The organism is Azomonas agilis (assembly GCF_007830255.1).
In the GTDB taxonomy this organism is placed as follows: Bacteria; Pseudomonadota; Gammaproteobacteria; order Pseudomonadales; family Pseudomonadaceae; genus Azomonas; species Azomonas agilis.
The window spans coordinates 76,562-95,585 of record NZ_VLKG01000001.1; the positions used below are offsets into that span (position 1 = coordinate 76,562).

Annotated in this window: 14 protein-coding genes; 9 read left to right on the forward strand and 5 right to left on the reverse strand. The window is 55.3% G+C overall.

Annotated elements, in window-relative coordinates; genetic code table 11:
- Positions 1 to 12: 12 nt before the first annotated feature.
- The 4 genes from LX59_RS00330 to LX59_RS00345 form a co-directional block, all read right to left on the reverse strand.
- On the reverse strand, positions 13 to 372 hold the full coding sequence (locus LX59_RS00330; protein ID WP_144569858.1) for a type II toxin-antitoxin system PemK/MazF family toxin: 360 nt from the start codon (positions 370 to 372) through the stop codon (positions 13 to 15).
- On the reverse strand, positions 366 to 608 hold the full coding sequence (locus LX59_RS00335) for an AbrB/MazE/SpoVT family DNA-binding domain-containing protein (protein WP_144569859.1): 243 nt from the start codon (positions 606 to 608) through the stop codon (positions 366 to 368). The genes LX59_RS00330 and LX59_RS00335 overlap by 7 nt, the downstream gene beginning before the upstream one ends.
- A gap of 144 nt (positions 609 to 752) precedes the next feature.
- Positions 753 to 3,734, reverse strand: coding sequence for a virulence factor SrfB (locus LX59_RS00340; RefSeq protein WP_144569860.1), 2,982 nt, complete (start codon positions 3,732 to 3,734; stop codon positions 753 to 755).
- 18 nt (positions 3,735 to 3,752) lie between these two features.
- The gene (locus LX59_RS00345; protein ID WP_246118640.1) at positions 3,753 to 5,321 is read right to left on the reverse strand and encodes an SrfA family protein; all 1,569 of its coding nucleotides are present in this window, start codon (positions 5,319 to 5,321) and stop codon (positions 3,753 to 3,755) included.
- A gap of 101 nt (positions 5,322 to 5,422) precedes the next feature.
- Here LX59_RS00345 and LX59_RS00350 point away from each other — a divergent pair, with 101 nt between their 5' ends.
- The 6 genes from LX59_RS00350 to zipA all read left to right on the forward strand — a co-directional run bounded on the left by LX59_RS00350 (position 5,423) and on the right by zipA (position 15,036).
- A complete protein-coding gene (locus LX59_RS00350; RefSeq protein ID WP_144569861.1) occupies positions 5,423 to 6,226 on the forward strand; it encodes a sulfite exporter TauE/SafE family protein in 804 nt (267 codons plus the stop codon).
- Between the two features lie 95 nt (positions 6,227 to 6,321).
- Positions 6,322 to 6,846 carry a sigma-70 family RNA polymerase sigma factor gene (locus LX59_RS00355; RefSeq protein ID WP_144569862.1) on the forward strand — a complete coding sequence of 175 codons (525 nt, stop codon included), beginning with the start codon at positions 6,322 to 6,324 and terminating at the stop codon, positions 6,844 to 6,846.
- Positions 6,843 to 7,790: a FecR domain-containing protein gene (locus tag LX59_RS00360; RefSeq protein ID WP_144569863.1), complete on the forward strand. Its 948-nt coding sequence runs from the start codon at positions 6,843 to 6,845 to the stop codon at positions 7,788 to 7,790. The genes LX59_RS00355 and LX59_RS00360 overlap by 4 nt, the downstream gene beginning before the upstream one ends.
- Before the next feature lie 83 nt (positions 7,791 to 7,873).
- Positions 7,874 to 10,279 (forward strand): TonB-dependent siderophore receptor, encoded by a 2,406-nt coding sequence (locus LX59_RS00365; RefSeq protein WP_144569864.1) that lies wholly within the window; start codon positions 7,874 to 7,876, stop codon positions 10,277 to 10,279.
- A 193-nt stretch (positions 10,280 to 10,472) separates the two neighbouring features.
- Positions 10,473 to 13,961 (forward strand): chromosome segregation protein SMC, encoded by a 3,489-nt coding sequence (gene smc, locus LX59_RS00370; protein ID WP_144569865.1) that lies wholly within the window; start codon positions 10,473 to 10,475, stop codon positions 13,959 to 13,961.
- A 220-nt stretch (positions 13,962 to 14,181) separates the two neighbouring features.
- On the forward strand, positions 14,182 to 15,036 hold the full coding sequence (zipA, locus tag LX59_RS00375; protein ID WP_144569866.1) for a cell division protein ZipA: 855 nt from the start codon (positions 14,182 to 14,184) through the stop codon (positions 15,034 to 15,036).
- Between the two features lie 31 nt (positions 15,037 to 15,067).
- Here zipA and cysB read toward each other — a convergent pair whose 3' ends face one another.
- Positions 15,068 to 16,042 carry an HTH-type transcriptional regulator CysB gene (gene cysB, locus LX59_RS00380; protein WP_144569867.1) on the reverse strand — a complete coding sequence of 325 codons (975 nt, stop codon included), beginning with the start codon at positions 16,040 to 16,042 and terminating at the stop codon, positions 15,068 to 15,070.
- 252 nt (positions 16,043 to 16,294) lie between these two features.
- Here cysB and LX59_RS00385 point away from each other — a divergent pair, with 252 nt between their 5' ends.
- The 3 genes from LX59_RS00385 (at position 16,295) to LX59_RS00395 (ending at position 18,960) form a co-directional block, all read left to right on the forward strand.
- Complete coding sequence (locus tag LX59_RS00385; protein WP_144569868.1) at positions 16,295 to 17,242, forward strand: putative 2-dehydropantoate 2-reductase; 948 nt, start codon at positions 16,295 to 16,297, stop codon at positions 17,240 to 17,242.
- A gap of 254 nt (positions 17,243 to 17,496) precedes the next feature.
- Positions 17,497 to 18,006, forward strand: a complete 510-nt coding sequence (locus LX59_RS00390; RefSeq protein ID WP_144569869.1) for a sigma-70 family RNA polymerase sigma factor — start codon at positions 17,497 to 17,499, stop codon at positions 18,004 to 18,006.
- 3 nt (positions 18,007 to 18,009) lie between these two features.
- A complete protein-coding gene (locus tag LX59_RS00395) occupies positions 18,010 to 18,960 on the forward strand; it encodes a FecR domain-containing protein (RefSeq protein WP_144569870.1) in 951 nt (316 codons plus the stop codon).
- The last annotated feature ends 64 nt before the right edge of the window (positions 18,961 to 19,024 follow it).

Sequence of the window (19,024 nt, forward strand, 5' to 3'; positions counted from 1 at the left end):
TGAGTTTTATCCTCAATCCTCCAACAACACAGTCACCCGCTCCAAAACCTGCTGAGTAATCTCAACCGGGGCCTTTTCCTTAAAGCTTGCTCTACGAATACGCCAATCTAAGGTTCTGACTTGATGAGCATGCACATTGCCTTGGGTCTGAGTTCCTGCCCCCATGAGGGTTACTAAAAATCCTTGGTTGCGCGCTTGAGCGGCTGCGCCTTGGGAAATAGGACAGACTAAAGCCAATCCAAAATGGTCATTAAACTCGCGTTTGGACAGCACTAGGCAAAAGTGCTCCCCCAGCATTTCTCGCCCAGTTGAGGGATCAAAGTTTAAATGCCAAATTTCTCCGCGATCAGGGCAGCTAGGGCGTTTTACCACGACTCTACTCCTGCTGGGGCTAGCTCATCCCAGCTTTCCACGCGCGCTTCTTTTGGAGTATCGGCAATCAAATCGGATAGCTTGGATTTTTTCTTCAGAGGTTTAACGACCAAGGCGTTATCCACGATAGTGCATTCCAGCTCACACCCCGCTTGCAGTTGATTTTGAGCGGCAAAAGCGGCCGGAATAGCGATAATCAGTGACCCACCGGAGCGGCGCAAGGTAGCTGTAGTCATGGCTTGACTCCCTGAAATTAAGTCAGTAGCGGATGACTAAACAGCCTAGCATGTTTTCTATTTAGAAAACATTTTACCCTTCACAAGCCGTTAGCTTTAAAACCCAGTGCACGACTGGGTTTTAAAGAAGCCCTCAGTCCCGCCTTAGCTGCGAAACACACTCCCACTGTCCAACCAATACTGCGACTCGCCCATACCGGCATCGGACAGGGTATTCAGGGTCAAACGCAGGTTGTTCAGGCTGACTGCACCGTTGCTGGATTCCACACCCGCCAACACAAAGCGCTCGCTGCCGGCACTGGGGTTACGCGAGGGTTTGATGCCGAGGCGCACCTTGAGCACCAGCCCTTGGGCCGCCACTTCTTCACGCAAACGCGGATTTTCGATGCTCAGGGTATAGAGCGGCGCCGCCGTCCAGCGTTCACAGTCCAACTGCCTGAATCCCAAACGCATCGTGCCGCGCACATCAAAGCTCTGCTCCGGCAACTCGTAGTCGGGATTGTCCAGATCAATGTCGCGGTAATAGAGGTTGTTATCGCGGATCACGTTGTTGTTGTCGATCAGGCCCAGATACTTCAGGGTCGAATAGGGCTTGAGGGCTGCCGCCCTAAAGAAGAAATTCGGCAAGCGCAGGCTACGGCTGAGCAAGCACAGCATCGCCCCCACCGCTGCGGTGGTTTTGGGGTCGTCGATGTAGTCTTGGCGGTTGAAAGGATACCAGCCGCCCGTGCGGTACTGACTCAGAGGCAAAATACGACCCGGAGGCAGCGGCAGCAGTTTGCGGAACAGGGCTTGAATCCCCGGCAAGCGCGAAGGCCGTCCGGTGAGCAGCAGCACATCGCAGGAATACTGTTGCAGCACTTCGCACAGGGCTTGCAGGCTTTTGCTGATGTTCAGGCGCTCGGCGATAAAGGCCTCATGGATACGGCGCAGGTTCAGGTTGATCGGCGTATCCAGCAGGTTGAAGCTGTGGCCGTTGTTCAGTTGCCGCCGCACCGCTTGGTTGAAGTAGTTCAGCACATCCTCGGTCGGTTGCTCGCCGGCTTGGGCCAGCAGCTCGCCGAAGCTGGCATTCAGGCTTTGGGCGGCATCCAGCGGATCGTACTGCTCATAGGCTTTCAGCAGGCGCAGGCCGATGGGTTGGAACACTTGCAGGGTCAGCTGTTGGCGCAACACTGCTTCCTGCACCGCCAAGGGCTCTTTGCCACACAGACGCGACAGCAAGGCCTCGGGCGCTGCTACACCGGCTTGCTTCAGGGCTTCGCTCAAGGGTGGCAGCACAAACAGGCGGATCACATCCAACAGAATGTCGTCCCCCGCCACCTTGAAGCCGTCGCGGAAGCGCTGTTCGGGGTTGATGTAGACGTTATCTCCTACGCCATCGTCCAGCCGGTATTCAGTGACCACCAGATCACTGGTGCCACCGCCGATGTCGAGGGAGGCAATGGTGATGCGGTCTTTGCGCGGTTGATCGGGACGGGCCAAGGTGGCGAAGAACTCTTGGGGCCGTCCGGCAAAGGTGTTTTGGGTTTCGTTGAACAGATAGACCACTTGGGCGCAGGTGGCTTCGTCCCACTGCACATGCACCTCCGGCAGCCACGGCCAAGCCTGAGCGCGGCTGGCCGGATCGCTGACGTTCACCGGATCGTCTTCCGGATGCCAGCCCATGCTTTTCCACACCAAACCGATGGCTTGCTCCATGCACTTGGCGAAAATCTCCCGCTCCGGTTTGGGCATGGAGGGCGGTACGGTGAGGATGATGGAACGCAAATGGCGCGGCACCCGTGAATGGCTCATGCACAGGCGCTGCGAGGGGCTGTTAATCTGCATCAACGCCTGCGCCAACACCTCAGACAGCATGAAAGTCATCAGCGAGCTGCGCGAATAATGCGGATGGAACACCGGCATGCGGTCGTCGTAATCCAGCGTGTACAGGGCTTGGCCTTTCTCGTTGATCAAGCCAGCAACCGGCGCGGCCGTGGCGTGGGGCTCACTTTCGGCTTTATTGAAGGCACAGTTAAAGCGCCAGCCGGGAACGTACAGCTCCTCATCCCACAGATAACGCTTGGGACTGGACAAGCCCGTTGAGCCCTCCGTCCCGCGCCGACGGCTGGCCAGCCGCCCCGCCTCGCGCCCGACACGGGCAATGGTCGGCCACAGAAAGGCATCGCGCCGCCCACTTTTCACCGAGTGATGATCCTTACCAAATACGGCTTGGGCAAACTCGACCCGGCTTTCAAAGGGTTCGGGATACACATGCTCCGGTTGGGTCAGGTCGCGCAACTCCAGCTCGTAGCGCTTGCTCAGGCCGTCATTTTCCTGCGGATGATCTTCGATCAGGATGCCACAGGTGCGCGAGTTGCCCACGTCCAGCACCATATCTACCGGAATGGCTTTATGCAGGTCGCTTTCCCGATTGGACACCACCTTGATTTCCGGCACCGGCAAGCAACTGCCCAACAAATGCAGCAGGTTCAGGTAATGGCCTTGGTGGTAGAGGGCTTGACATTCGGACTGAATATCGTCCATCTGCATGCGTACCGGCGGCTTTTGCGCTTGCTCGATGAAGACTTCTTTTAGCCACTCGTTGACCCACACCAAGTCCAGAAACCAACCCATTTCGTTGGCCTGCACCGCCAAGGCAAAGTTGCTGCCAGAGCGCACATCGTCTTCGGTGGGCGCGAGGTAGGCGCTGTCGCTACTACCGGGGAACACCTTGGTGTCAAAGGCCAAGGTGATGCGGTGGGTGTTGCCATCTTCGTCGGGCTCGGGCAGTTCAATCAGGCGCATACGCGCCCAGTTGCTGGGGCCATCGTCAAAGCGGCGCGGCGGGTTGAAGCGGAAAAACGGCAACGGCAGCCACAGACCTTTCAGCAGTTTGGCCGATTGCTCCATAGTGATATTGAACTCCGGTGTCACCGGACGCGCCGGATCGGACGGATGAAAATAGCGGTTGCTGCGCTCATCGAACTGTAAACGCACCAGCGGCGCGTCGCTGCGCGGGCGCAGAAACTCGCCGGGCATCATCTTGCGCAGTTCTAGGGAGACGGCGAAATCCAGAAACTGGACGCCGCTGCCCATGATCAGGGTAATTTTGTCTTCGTATTCGGTCTTTGCTGGAAACATGATTCTAATGCCCGCCTGTTACTGGCTGCCCTGCTTCATGGACAGGGGGAATTGCTGATTGCCGTAGCGTCCAGTGCACTCCGCCGAACTGCTGCCGGGCGCACAGGTCACTTCCGGCAGTTTGTACTGGCTGCCGTCGTTACAGGTGGCCTGTCCCTGATTGCTGATCGCCAATTGGCCGCCTTGCATATTGGCACTCACCGCGCCTTTGCATTCAAGGCCGTTGCTGCCGCGTACGACCACTTGGCCTTTGCCGTCTTCAAAACGGTAGTCCAACTGCATCGGTTTGCCGGTGCGCGCGTCTTGAATGCCGGAACCGGCTTTCCAACTGCCATCTAAAAACTCCGTACTGCCCGCTTTAGCGGCATCAGCGGGAATGTTTAGCGGCTTACCCGCAGCGGCTTTGTCATTGAGCTGAGGCGGCACGGGCGGTGTGTTTTTTGGCGCATCTTTATTGGCCGGATTGTTGGCATTGGCCTTGGGGTCATTGCCCAGCAAGTCCTTAGGTGCTTGAGGATCTTGGCCTTTTGCCGCTGGATCATTGGGCTTGGGAGCGGCTTCAGGATTTTGTGCCCCCTCTTTATTCCCTTGAGCATCCTTTTGGGCATCGGCGGGCAGCTCAGGTTGCTTACCGGCTTCAGCGCCCAAATCTTTGGCGGCATCGGTGGGTAGCGCACCTGCTGCATCCGGCGCTGCTACGGAGCCATCGGGTACTGCCGTGGTGCTATCTCCGGTAAAACCACCGACAAATTGGCCCAACCAGCCGCTATGCCACCAAGGTACTTGAGCGCTCAGATCTTGCGCCAACTCAGGATCTTTGGTCGCTTCAGCTACCGGCACACCCGGTAACTCAAGCTGGGATAAACCAAAGGGCAAGGTGATGGTGGGCGCACAGGCACGCATAAAAAACAGCAGCAGAGCCAACAACAGCAATAAAGCCAGTAACCACCACAACCACCGCCAAGGTGAGCGCGTCACTGTGATGGGATTTACCGCAGGGGTGGGTTCTGGCGTGGGAATCACGGGCGGTGCTTTGGTTAGGGAAGGTGCGGGAATCACCGTCGCAGGCTTTAACGCCAACAGAGGGTTGTAGTTTTCCGGCGCGTTGCGACTGGCAAAGCCCCAAAAAGTCACCACCGGCTTGCCATTGACTAGGTACAGATGCTCAGGCTCGGGAAAATACAGGGCTTTCTCCAGCAGGCGGCCAAACAGCTGTTTTTCGCGATTCTGATTACCCAACTGCATGCGCTGGCTGGCATCCTGCAAACGGGCCTGAATCTGTTCTAACTGCTGAAAGGCTTGGCTGCGCTCATCCGGGGTTGCAGCCGACCAAGGCACTACATCTCCCGCCTCAGGCGCATACCAATCAATGCGATCCCCACTCTCATGGGGCTGTGGAATAGCTAGGCAATCGGCGGCCTCGCGCCCAATTTTCAAGCGCACGGCCTCACGCAACTGTAAGGCGGCACTGTAAACCGGCTGGCCGTCTACCCCTAGTGTTTTGAACTCCTGAAGCGTTCCTGTACGCAGCAATGCACCCGACACCTTGGCAGCCTCATGTTGCAAATTTAAGTTGGAGGCTAGCATAGCCAGTTTGTTCAAAAATCTTCAGCCAACCAGTCTTAACATTTTAAGAGGGGTCTTAGTATATTTTTATATACACAATTACTGTTAAACCAAGGATTAAAATGATTGCAAAACAGCTTTCCCCCAGCATTCAACTGCCTCTGGCTCTATTAGGAGGTTGGTTGATTGGTAGTCTGGGCGGTCTGATTGGCTTAGGCGGCGCCGAGTTTCGTTTACCCCTACTGATCGGTGTATTTGGCTTTGCGGCCCTATCCGCTGTGATCCTCAACAAAACCATGAGTTTAGTGGTAGTGGCAGCCGCTCTGCTGTTTCGCACCAAGGCAGTCCCTCTTGAGGAAGTAATGAGCCATTGGCCCATTATTCTCAACTTGCTATCCGGAAGTTTGCTGGGCGCTTGGCTAGGCGCAGGTTGGGCGGTACGCATGACAAGCAAAACCCTGTATCGCATTCTGGCTGTTTTGCTGGTGCTGATTGCCTCAGTCCTGCTGTTTGGGCATGGCTACCATAACCAAACGCCTCTGTTCAGTGGGTGGCTACAACTGGTTGCGGGAGTCGCCAGTGGTTTTGCGATTGGAGTGATTGCTTCACTGATGGGTGTGGCTGGGGGCGAGTTTTTAATTCCAACCCTCGTATTGCTCTTTGGCGTGGACATCAAGTTAGCGGGTAGCCTATCACTGGCTGTCAGCCTACCCACCATGATTGCCGGTTTTGCCCGCTACAGCCGCGACAGTAGTTTTGCCGTTATTAGCCAGAACCGTACCTTTGTGTTGATGATGGCCGCAGGTTCCCTGCTGGGTGCCTGGACGGGTGGACAACTGCTGGGCGTAGTGTCAGACAGTATCCTGTTGCCGTTGTTAGCCATCATTCTGCTGATCTCTTCGATCAAAGTGTGGCGACATCATTAAGGCTAAAAGCTGTTAACTTGACTGTTGGTGCTTGCCGCTTGGATCGGTTTCATTAATGATATTACTTCTCATTAAAATCAATCCAAGCGAATACTATGCCTCCTTCTTCGCCCTTACCCTCAACAGAGCGGACACAGATTTTGCAGCGTCTGTTTGGCGAACATCATGGCTGGTTATTTGGACGGTTACGGGCACGACTGGGATGTCGCCATGATGCTGCCGATATTGCCTCAGAAACCTTCACCCAAGTGGTAGCCCTGAGCGATCCGGGCGCGATCCGCGAACCGCGCGCTCTGCTCACCACCATCGCCAAGCGTTTAATCTATACCAGTTGGCGACGGCGAGACTTAGAGCGCGCTTATCTGGAAGCACTGGCCCTACAACCGGAGGCCACCCATCCTTCGCCTGAAGACTCCGCCCTAGCACTGGAAGCCTTAGTTGCCATTGATGAACTGCTGGATGGATTATCGCCCAAAGCGCGGGCCGCCTTTTTGTATAGCCAGTTGGAAGGTTTAACCTATACCGAAATCGCCCGTCGTTTGGATATATCCGTCACCCGTGTGCATCAATACGTGGTGAAGGGGCTGACCGCCTGTTACCTGCTGCTGGATTCTGAATGAAACGCACCCTACGCCCTGAAGAACAGGCGGCCATCGAATGGCTAGCGCGGCACCGCTCCGGCCTGATGAACAACGCCGAACAGCAAAAATTTGAACTCTGGCTAGCGGCCAACGAACAGCACCAGCACGCATGGCGCGCCTTACAACAGCGCCTGAGCCGAGCCTTTTCCGGCCTCGCTGAACAGCCTGCCGGTTTAGCCCAAAAAGCCTTACTCAGCGCTAACAGCAGCCGTCGCCAACTGCTGCGCGGAGCGTTAACGGTGGCCGGATTGGGGGTGACTGGCTTTTGGCTCACCCGCTCTGGCATGCCCCTAGATGGACTGGTCGCCGATTTAAGCACCGCCGTGGGCGAGCGCAAACGCTTCGCTCTGGAAGATGGCAGCAGTGTGCTGCTCAACGCCGAAAGTCGGGTGGATTTGGCGTTTAGCCCTCAAGAGCGCCGTCTGCTGCTGCGCCGAGGAGCCCTAGAGGTGGATGCCAAACCCAACGACCTACCCTTAGTCGTGGAAACGGCTTGGGGACGGACTCAAACTTCAAGCGCGCGCTTTAGTGTGGCCCACAGCGAAACAGCCAGCACGGTTTGGGTACAGCAAGCACAGGTGCAGCTGTACAGCCGTTTAGGCAGTAGCCTACTGCTGAAAGCCGGGGAAGGCGCGCAACTCAATCAGCAAGGTTGTCAGCGACTGGAACCCCAACGACACAGCGAGTTTGCATGGCAAGAAGGCTGGCTGGAGTTGCACGATCGTCCGCTGTCAGCACTGATTGATGCTTTACGCCCTTATCACTCCGGCCCGCTACGGCTTTCACCTAAGGCAGCGGATTTACGGATTTCAGGCTTATTTTCGCTGGATAACAGTCCACAGGTGCTGGCCTCTTTACAGGAGACTCTGCCGCTACGGGTGTACAGCTATTTTGGCTGGTGGACGACCATCGAACCCAGTTAATAATAATTTTTTTCAGTTACCCCTGAAAATTTATCTCACTCGTTGCACATGAAGGCAATGCCCACATTTTTCCCGGAGCCTTCATGTCTCGTTTGAGCCGCCTTGCCCTGCTTCCAGCACCCTCCCTATTGGCGTTAATGCTGGGCTGCTTTAGCCCAGTGATTCAGGCGGAGCCACCCGCTACCCAGCAACAAAGGCTGGTGTTTGATCTGCCCGCCGGATCGCTGGAGCGCAGCCTGACCGCCATTGCCCGCCAAAGTGGGCTCAGTATTATTTTTGATCCGACTTTAGTGCGAGGCCAGCAAGCGGCTGCTTTGCGCGGCTCCTTCAGCATTGAGCAGGCCATTCAACAATTGCTGCAAGGACGTAATTTGCAGCTGCGCCATACCGACAGCGGTGCATTGAGTATTGAACCGATCTCCGACAACAGCGGCAATATGGAGCTATCCTCCATGCTGGTGGATGACCAACACCGGGAAGACGCACGCGGCCCTGCCTATGGCTTAGTGGCTACCCGCAGCGCGACTGCGACCAAAACCGACACAGCCTTGCGCGAAACCCCGCAAGCCATCTCCATCATCACCCGCGAGGAAATGCAAACCCGCCGCCAAGACAGTCTGGCCAATACCCTGCAATACACGGCGGGGGTGGTGACACAACCCAATGGCTATAGCCGAGTGGCGGATGATTACCGGCTACGTGGATTTGACATTGGCCCACGCACCGGCGGCGTACTGCGCGATGGCTTAAAGCTGCAAAGTACCCAGTTTGAAGGCGGCCAAGAACCCTATGGACTGGAGCGGGTTGAGGTGCTCAAAGGCGCGTCCTCCGTATTGTATGGACAGTTGGCTCCCGGCGGTTTGGTGAATACCGTCAGCAAGCGACCCACGGATGAGGAACTACACGAAATCAACTTTGAGTACGGTAACTTTCAACGCCGCCAAGTCTCCACCGATCACGGCGGACGTTTGGACGATCAAGGCCGTTTTACCTATCGCCTGACCGCTCTGTGGCGGGACAGTGAAACCCAATACACCTCCATCGACGACGATAAGCGCTTCATCGCTCCCGCCCTGACTTGGAACATTGATGACGACACGCGCCTGACTTTGATGGCCAGCTATCAGGAAACCCGTACTACCCTAACCCCGCCGATGCACTACAACATCACCAAGTACAGCAATACACCCGGACGCAAGGTTCCTTACGACCTATTCGCCGGTGAGCCTAGCTTTGATGACTACTCTGGCGACATGGGAACCCTTGGCTACCTGTTCGAGCACCAACTGGACGAAGGCTTAAAACTGCGCCATGCGCTGCGCTACTTTGAATCCGAAACCGATTACGACTACATCAGCCTGAGCAGCAGCCGTGTTACTGGGCCGAACCTATCCAACCTAAGCCGCAGCTATAACTCCCGCGAAGACCGCGCCACCGGCTGGGCCAGCGACACCAACCTGCAATGGAATTTTGACAGCGGACGCTGGGAGCACACCCTATTAGCGGGGCTGGATTACTACTACAAAACCTACGACAGTCATCGTTTCAGCGGTAATGCCCCCAGCTTTGACCTCGCCAACCCCAGCTACGGCAATCTTCCTACCGTCAACACTAACATCGACCGTGGTTCCGACCTGCATAGCCGCCAAGCCGGCTTTTATCTGCAAGAACAAGCCAAATTCGACCAGCGTTGGGTGTTTGTATTGGGTTTGCGTCAAGACTGGGCCCGCAGCTACACCAACAACTATCGGGACAAAACCCGCACCAGCAAAAGCGATCAGGAGCTTTCAGGGCGAATCGGTATGGTTTATCTGGCTGATAATGGTTTGTCGCCCTACATCAGCTACAGCCAATCCTTTTTACCCACCGACGGCATCGACAGTTCTGGTAAGAGCTTTGAGCCTACCGAAGGGGAACAGTACGAAATCGGCCTGCGCTACCAACCACCCGGCTATAACCTAATGCTCAGCGCGGCGGTGTATCGTTTAACCCAAGAAAATGTGGTCAGCTCTATTCCCGGCTCCGACTACGACGAGCAAACCGGCAAAGAACGCAGCAAAGGCTTGGAGTTAGAACTCAAAGCGGGCCTGACACCCGATCTCAACCTGAGCGTGGCCTACAGCTACACCGATGCCCACATTATTAAAGACAATGATCCAGTGCTTGAAGGCTCACGCATTGAGGGCATTCCCTACCACAGTGCCTCTTTATGGTTAGATTACCGCCTCACCCAGTTTGGGCTACCAGGACTAAAGGTTGGAGCGGGAGCGCGCTATAACGGAACTACCAAAACATCCGCCAGTATTACTGACCGTAATATTCCGGCCTACACCCTAGTGGATGCCCTCATTAGCTATGACATCAACAGCCATTGGCAACTGAGTGCCAAGGTACAAAATCTGGCCAACAAGCGTTATCTATACTGTGCCAACTCCTGCCGCTATGGGGATGAGCGTACCGCCATCAGCAGCCTGAGCTATCGCTGGTGATGACTAGCAGCCCTTAAAAAACCAGAATGGGGTACTGCTGTCCCCTAATGAGTTATTCAGGCCTCCCCCAATGCCCTGAATGCATACCCTCATGCTAGACTGCGCACCCTATTGACTCCCCTAGCCAAGGAATCGTGCCCGTGCTCAGCTTTGTTCATCCGCACCAGCAGCCCTACCTCCAAGAGCCTCTGGCATGCGTCTGAAAAGCATCAAGCTGGCGGGCTTTAAATCCTTTGTCGACCCCACCACCGTCAGCTTTCCCAGCAATATGTCGGCGGTGGTGGGGCCGAACGGGTGCGGCAAATCCAACATCATCGACGCTGTGCGTTGGGTGATGGGTGAAAGCTCGGCCAAGCACTTGCGCGGCGAGTCGATGACCGATGTGATCTTCAACGGCTCCACGGGCCGCAAACCGGTCTCCCAAGCCAGTATTGAGCTGATCTTCGATAACACTGACGGCACCCTGCGTGGTGAATACGCGGCCTTTGCCGAAATTTCCATCCGCCGCCAAGTCACCCGTGATGGCCAGAACACCTATTTTTTAAACGGTACTCGCTGCCGCCGCCGCGACATTACCGATATTTTCCTCGGTACAGGTTTGGGGCCGCGCAGTTACGCCATCATCGAACAGGGCATGATTTCGCGCCTGATCGAAGCGCGTCCGGAAGATCTGCGCCACTTTATTGAGGAGGCGGCGGGGATTTCCAAATACAAAGAGCGGCGGCGCGAGACAGAGACCCGCATTCGCCATACCCAAGAAAACCTCGCCCGTCTGAGCGATTTGCGCTCCGAGCTGGAGCGGCAACTGGAACGCCTGCACCGCCAAGCCCAAACAGCGGAAAAATACCGTCAGTACAAGGCTGAAGAGCGTCAACTGAAGGCCCAACTCAGTGCGGTGCGGTGGCGGCAGTTCAACGAGCAGGTGGCGGCATGCGAACAGCGCAGCAGCCAACAGGAAATCACCTTTGAAGCCCTGCTTGCTACTCAGCGCCACGCCGAAGCGGCCATCGAGCAACTGCGCGAAACGCACCACGAACACAACCAAGCCTTCCAGCAGGCCCAAGAAGGCTTTTATGGCGTGAGTGCGGAAATTGGCCGTTTGGAGCAAAGCCTCCAACACCGCCAGCAGCAGCTCAACCAGCTAAAAACCGATCTGGACGAAGGCCGCCGCCAACGACAAGAAGCCGAGTCGCATCTGGAGCAAGATCAAGCCCTGATCGCCCAACTGGATGAAGAACTGGCACACCTTGAGCCCGAGCGCGAGCTGGCCCAAGAAGAAGCCCTCGAAGCGGATGCACGACTGGACGAGGCCGAAGCCGCGCTGCAAGACTGGCAAGAGCGCTGGGAGCAGTTCAACCTGCACAGCGCTGAGCCCCAACGTAATGCTGAAGTTCAGCAGGCGCTGATCCAACAGTTAGAGCACAGCCTAGAACGGTTAGCCGAGCGCCAGCGCCGGGTTAAAGACGAACAATTACTGCTGGGCGATGCTCAAGAAGAAGCCCTGCAACAATCCTTAGAAGAACAGCTTGCCCTCAGCCAAGAGCAGCTGGAAGCCCTGAGCGACACCGAAGCCCAACTGCACCAGCAACTCGAAGGCACACTGGCCGAGCTGAAACAAATCCAACCGCGCCAACAGCAGACTCAAGCCGCGTTGCAACGATTGGAAGGCCAGATCAGCTCCCTCGAACAACTGTGGCAATCCAGCTTGCAACCCGGCAATGGACTGGCTGAATGGCTGGAAGCGCAGCAACTTCAGCAGCACCCCAAGTTGGCTGAATGCCTCAAAGCCGAAGCGGGCTGGGAGCGCGCGTTAGAAACCGTCCTCGCCCAAGACCTGCAAGCCCTTGTGTTGGAAGAGGATTTTAGCCCTCTGCCGCTGGAGCAACTGCAACAGGGTGAACTGCGACTGATCCAGCAGCACACCCCCCAGCTTGCGCCTCAGGGTAGCCTGCTGGAACAGGTGCAAGCGCCCTGCGACCTCAGCCCTTGGTTGGCGCAGGTGTATACCGCAGAGTCCCTAGCTGAAGCACTGGAGCGTCGCCCTCAACTCGAAGACGGGCAAAGCCTGATTACCCGCGAAGGCTACTGGCTGAGCCGTCACTGGCTGCGGATTCAGCACAGCAGCGAAGGCCAAGGTGGTTTGTTAGCGCAGGCCAAAAACCTCGAACAACTGCGCGCCCAACAACACGACACCGAAGCCGAGCTGCACCAGCTCAGCGAGCAACTGGAACAGCTCCAGACTCAGCGCCAACAGCAAGAGAACGCCCGCGAGCAGCAACGCCAACAATTGCAGCAGCTAAGTCGCCAACACAGCCAATGGGAAAGCCAGTACTCCGCCTGTCTGAGTAAACGCGAACAACTGCGCCTGCGCTGCCAACGGCTGGAGCAAGAATTAGCGGAAATATCCGAACAGCGCACCCTCGAAACCGAGCAGCTCGGTGAAGCGCGCTTGATCCTGCAAGAAGCCGTGGATGCCATGGCACAGGTCATTGAGGAGCGCGACCTTCTGCACGCCGGTCGCAGCCAACTGCGCGAACAACTGGAGCAGCTGCGCCAAGGCACGCGCCAGCACAAAGACAGGGCGCAACAATTGGCGATACAACTGGGTGCCCTACGCGCCCGTCACAGCAGCACCCTGCAAGGCTTAGAACGCCTGCACTCACAACGGGAACGCGCCCAAGAGCGCTGTGAACAGCTGAGCCTGATGCTGGAAGAAACCGCCGCACCTCAAGATGAACTGCATTTACAATTAGATGTGCTGCTCGAACAACGCCTTGAGCGCGAAACACTGCTGCAACAGACCCGCCAAGCCTTGGACGAGGTCGATCAGCAACTGCGTGACGAAGAAAAACGCCGCACTCAAAGCGAGCAACAAGCCCTAGCCCTACGCGGTCAGCTGGAACAGCAACGGCTGGAAACCCAAGCGCTACACCTGCAACGCCAAGCGCTCTACGACCATCTGCGAGCCGACGGCTATGAAGTTCAGGGGGTACTGGCCAACCTTCCTCCAGAGGCTAACGAGCCGGACTGGGTGCAGCGACTGGAAACCCTCGGCGAGCAAATTCAACGTCTTGGAGCTATTAACCTTGCGGCGATTGAGGAATATCAGCAGCAGTCCGAGCGCAAAGCCTATTTAGACGCGCAAAATGCCGACCTAGAAGAAGCCCTCAACACGCTGGATTCCGTGATCCGTAAAATTGACCAAGAAACCCGCCAGCGCTTTAAAGACACCTTCGACCAAATTAACGGCGGCCTACAAAACCTATTCCCCAAGGTTTTTGGCGGCGGCACGGCGTGGCTGGAATTAACCGGGGAAGACCTACTGGACACAGGCGTAGCCATCATGGCCCGCCCACCGGGGAAAAAGAACAGCACCATTCACCTGCTCTCGGGTGGGGAAAAAGCCCTAACCGCGCTGGCCTTGGTGTTTGCCATCTTCCAGCTTAACCCTGCGCCCTTTTGCATGCTGGACGAAGTAGACGCCCCGCTGGACGATGCCAACGTGGGTCGCTACGCCCGTCTCGTAAAAGAAATGTCAGACCGGGTGCAATTCATCTACATTTCGCACAACAAAATTGCCATGGAAATGGCCGATCAGCTCATGGGCGTTACCATGCACGAACCCGGTTGTTCTAGGCTCGTTTCAGTCAATATGGAGCAGGCATTAGCCATGGCAGAATAGATTGAACATAGACGGCGTTTCTGCCCTTAAAATATGTTGTTAAATAGCGGGCATTTCTTACCGGCTATAACCTACGGGAGACTCAAGCGATGCGGTACAAAAACATCCGAGGTCATGCTAGTTTGAAAATGCTCAACCATAGGCTAACGCCCCTGCGTCTGTCTAACACCCAGAGCAGCCAGCTGTCGGCTGTGATCATCACTGGACTTAGAGGTTATTAATGGAAATCGGTCTGCGCGAATGGCTGATCCTCATCGGCATTGTAGTTATCCTGATCATCCTGTTTGATGGATGGCGACGCATGCAGGGCGGGAAAAGTAAACTCAAATTAGAGCTGGATCAGAACGCCCATCCTTTGCCCGATGAACCCAATGATGCCGCCCCCCCAACCGAAGTGGTGGGCCCTGCACGCGTGGTAAATCGCCCCCGTGATCGTGACCCCTTACTTGAGGACGATTTGCCCTCCATCAGCACCGAACCTCGTTCCCGCTCTGGGCACTTAGAGCCTGACCTTCAGGAATCCTTTGTGCTGGATATCCCTGACGACCCCCAGCGTCCAGAACTCAAAACCTACGACGAAGGAACCAGCCCTCGCCGTCCCTCCCAAGAAACAGCCTCCAAAAAGGATTTGCTGCCCATTGAGGAAGTGCTGGTTATTAATGTGATTGCCCGTGATAACCCAGGATTTCGTGGCCCAGCGCTGCTGCAAAACATCTTGGAAAGCGGCCTGCGCTTTGGCGATATGAACATCTTCCACCGCCACGAAAGCATGACCGGCAATGGTGAAGTGTTGTTTTCTATGGCCAATGCGGTCAAACCCGGCACCTTTGACCTAGATGACATTGACCATTTCCACACCCGCGCTGTCAGCTTTTTCTTAGGGCTTCCGGGGCCACGTCATCCCAAACAAGCCTTTGATTTAATGCTGTCGGCGGCGCGTAAACTGTCCCAAGAGCTCAATGGTGAGTTGAAGGACGATCAGCGCAGCGTATTGACCTCGCAGACCATTGAGCATTACCGGCAGCGCATCGTGGAATTTGAGCGCCGCCAGATGACCCTGTTTAAAAAACGCTGATTTTACTTCGCTCTGTGTGCCGGTTTGCCCCTTAGTGAACCGGCAGAGCAATATCCTTAAACAGCTCTTCCTGTTCTGCTTTGTTCTGGCAATGGATCACGCGCTCAATGGCATCGCGGGTCAGATGTGGGGCGAACTGCTGGATAAAATCATACATAAAGCCCCGCAGGAAAGTACCGCGTCTAAAGCCAATCTTGGTGATGCTCGACTCAAACAGATCGCTGGCATCCAATACCACCAAGTCCTTATCTTGCTCCTCATCCACCGACATACGCGCCACGATGCCCACACCCAAACCTAGGCGTACATAGGTTTTAATTACGTCCGCATCGGCGGCGGTAAAGATCACCTTGGGCTCTAGGTTTTTACGGCTAAAGGCTTCGTCCAGTTTGGAGCGTCCGGTAAAACCAAACACATAGGTGACGATGGGTTGCTCGGCTAATGCTTCAAGGGTCAGCTTTTTCAGCTTAGTTAAGGGGTGATCCTTAGGCACGATGACGCAACGGTTCCAGCGATAACAGGGCATCATCACCAGATCGCCAAACAGCTCTAAACCCTCAGTGGCGATGGCAAAATCTACCGTACCGTCAGCGGCCATTTCTGCAATTTGGGTCGGTGTTCCTTGGTGCATGTGCAAAGCTACTTCCGGGTAGCGACTCATAAAACTGCTGATCACTGTGGGTAGAGCGTAACGCGCTTGGGTGTGGGTTGTGGCAATGCTCAGGCTGCCTTTTTTCTCGTTGGAGAACTCTTGGGCAATTTGCTTGATGCTTTCGCACTTACGCAGCACCTCACCTGCGGCGGCAATAATGCGCTCACCGGCTGGAGTTACGCGGGTTAGATGCTTACCGCTCCGGGCAAAAACCTCAACGCCTAACTCGTCCTCTAACAAACGAATTTGCTTACTGATACCCGGCTGTGAAGTGTAGAGGCTCTGCGCGGTAGCGGATACATTCAGATCGTGATGGGCTACTTCCCAGATATAGCGCAGTTGTTGAAGCTTCATGGAGCGCTCCTCAATAAGGTCGGACGGACTGGATCTTTTTTATAACTGTACAAACTAAAATTCCGGCCATTATAGAACTTTTTTGAAGTTTTGCGGCCCCCTGTGCGGTATTTTTCTGTCCAGAGTTTTGTCCTGATTGCGTACATTTACATCCCTTAGAACGCGCTCAGAAAATGATACAGACATTTTTTAGAAAAGCGCTTTATTATCCCAAAAGAACCATAATTCAGAACTTATTCAAGGATTATCCTTATGCATCAGCCTCGTATCGGTATTCTCGGTACTGGAGCCATCGGCGGTTTTTACGGCTTAATGCTGGCAAAAGCGGCGCAGGAAGTTCATTTTCTGCTGCGTAGTGATTACGAGCAGGTGGCTAAGCATGGATTACGCGTAAACAGCGTGACCCAAGGACAATTGCAACTGAGTCCACCGATTTACCGAGATGCGGCGGATATGCCCCCTTGTGACTGGATTTTTATCGCCACCAAAACCACCAGTAACCCAGATCTGGTACCGGCGATCCTCAAGGTGGCTGCTCCCGAAGCCAAGATTGTGCTGATGCAAAACGGCCTAGGGGTTGAAGATGCCCTACGCCCACTACTGCCAGGCAATCTGCATCTATTAGGCGGGCTGTGTTTTATCTGTGCTCACCGAGGCGAACAGGGCATTATCGAACATGAAGCCATGGGCGGAATTAACCTCGCCTACCACTCCGGCCCCGCATCCGATCCGGCTCAGCAACTGGCTATCGCGCAACAGGCAGCGAATTGGTTTAAGTCCGCAGGCTTAGATGCCAACGCCATGCAGGATTTAGCCACCGCCCGCTGGCAAAAACTGGTATGGAATGCGCCCTATAACGGCCTTTCTGTGGTGCTCAATAGCGGTACGGAAGCTCTGATGCAACACCCTGATACCTTGGCCCTGATTCAAGACATCATGCAGGAAGTGACAGGAGCAGCACGGGCCTGTGGTCATCCCTTGCCGGAAGACTTAGTTGGGAAAATGCTGAAAAACACCCAACGCATGTCCGACTATCTGCCCAGTATGTACCATGACTTTGCCCTCAAGCGCCCGATGGAACTCGAAGCCATCTACGAACGAGCGTTACAACAAGCCCACCAAGTAGGCTTTGCCATGCCTAAAACCCAAATGCTGCTGCACAGCCTAAAATTCTTGGAACAACGTAGCCTAAGTCACTGAATATACTGGGCCTATGCCAGTACAGAGCTTTTAGTACTAAGACAGAGCCTCTTGTAAGGCTCTGTCTACTGAGACTCGACACTACCTCGCAGCATCCGCTATCCTATATCAAATGATATAATTTCTCATTTCAACGAGCACACCTAGTTACACATCCCAATACCTGCCTGACGCACTGCGCCCCTATGCACCAGACGCATGACGGGGATGAATGGCAATGCCTCTTGGGACATCCTCAGTAGGAGTGATGCGCTATGCCGGTTTCCGATATAAGAGAGCAACAGACGGTCGATAGCCTTTATCGTCAACATCATGACTGGCTCAAGGCTTGGCTCTACAAACGCTTGGCCTGTTCAGCCACCGCCGCTGATCTGGCCCACGACACCTTTTTGCGTTTAATCACCAGCCGCCAAGTGGGCCAAGTACAACAGCCCAAAGCGTACCTAGGTAATATCGCGCGGGGTTTGCTGATTGACCGTTACCGTCGGCATGCCTTGGAACAAGCCTATCTGGAAAGCCTAGCGGCCCTGCCTGAACCCCTAGAGATTTCATCCGAACAGCGCTTGATGATTTTGGAAACCCTGCTAGAAATCGACCGCATGTTAGATGGGCTGAGTGAGCGCACCCGGACGATTTTCTGCATGACCCAGTTTGATGGCTTGAGCTATGTGCAAATCAGCCAACGGCTGAATATTTCCACCAATACCGTGCGCAAACATTTTGTACAGGCGCTGACCCAATGCCTGTTACTGATTGAGGATTAGGTCGTGCAACCTCCCCGCCCACTGGAGCACGACATCTTAGAGGCCGCAGCGCGCTGGTACGCTGACCTGCATATATCTCCCGACTGCCCGGACACACGCAAAGCCCATCAGCAATGGTTGGCATCAGATCCGCGCCACCGTCAGGCTTGGGCTCGGGTGGAAAAGCTGCAACACAAGCTGGGCATTTTACCCACTCCTATTGCCCATCCCAGCCTGCGCGGGGCGCAACTACGGCGGCGGGAGATGCTTAAGCTGTGCAGCCTGCTCTTGGTGGGTACAGGCGGCGCTATGAGCGCTTGGCATCTGCCTTGGTACGACTGGACAGCCGATCAGCGCACCGCTACCGGCGAACGCCGCCGCATACGGCTGGCCGATGGTGGGCATCTGGAGTTAAACACCAATACCGCACTGGATATTCGCTACAGTGAACAGTGGCGGGAGATTCGGTTGTATTCCGGGGAAATTTGGATTGAAACCGCCCCTGACTCTTTAGCCCGCCCCTTTATCGTTAATACAGCACAAGGCCGCGTACAGGCTCTAGGTACTCGGTTTCTGGTACGCACCGAAGCTGATAAGACCTCTGTGGGCGTACTCCAACACCGAGTCGCCATCCAGCCTACGGCCTTACCCGAAGCCAACGTACAACTGGAGGCAGGCCAATATTTGGAATTTTCCGCACGGCATATTGGCCCCATCCAACTGCTGGATCGCAACGCCGATGCGTGGACGCGGGATATGCTGATTATCAACGACTGGCGCTTAGGGGATTTTATCGCAGAGCTTTCCCGCTACCGTTCCGGGCACCTAAGCTGTGACCCCAGCGTGGCTGAGCTGCGCATTTCCGGGGCCTTCCACCTTAAAAATACAGATCTGGTGTTAGAAAATCTGTCCGGCACTCTGCCGGTACGCCCCCTGTATTTCACCCGTTATTGGACACGGTTAGTCGCCCGTTAAGCGCAATTTTTTGGAAGGATGTTGTTGATTTTGATTTTCGTTCGGCTTGGTAGGTAGAGCAACT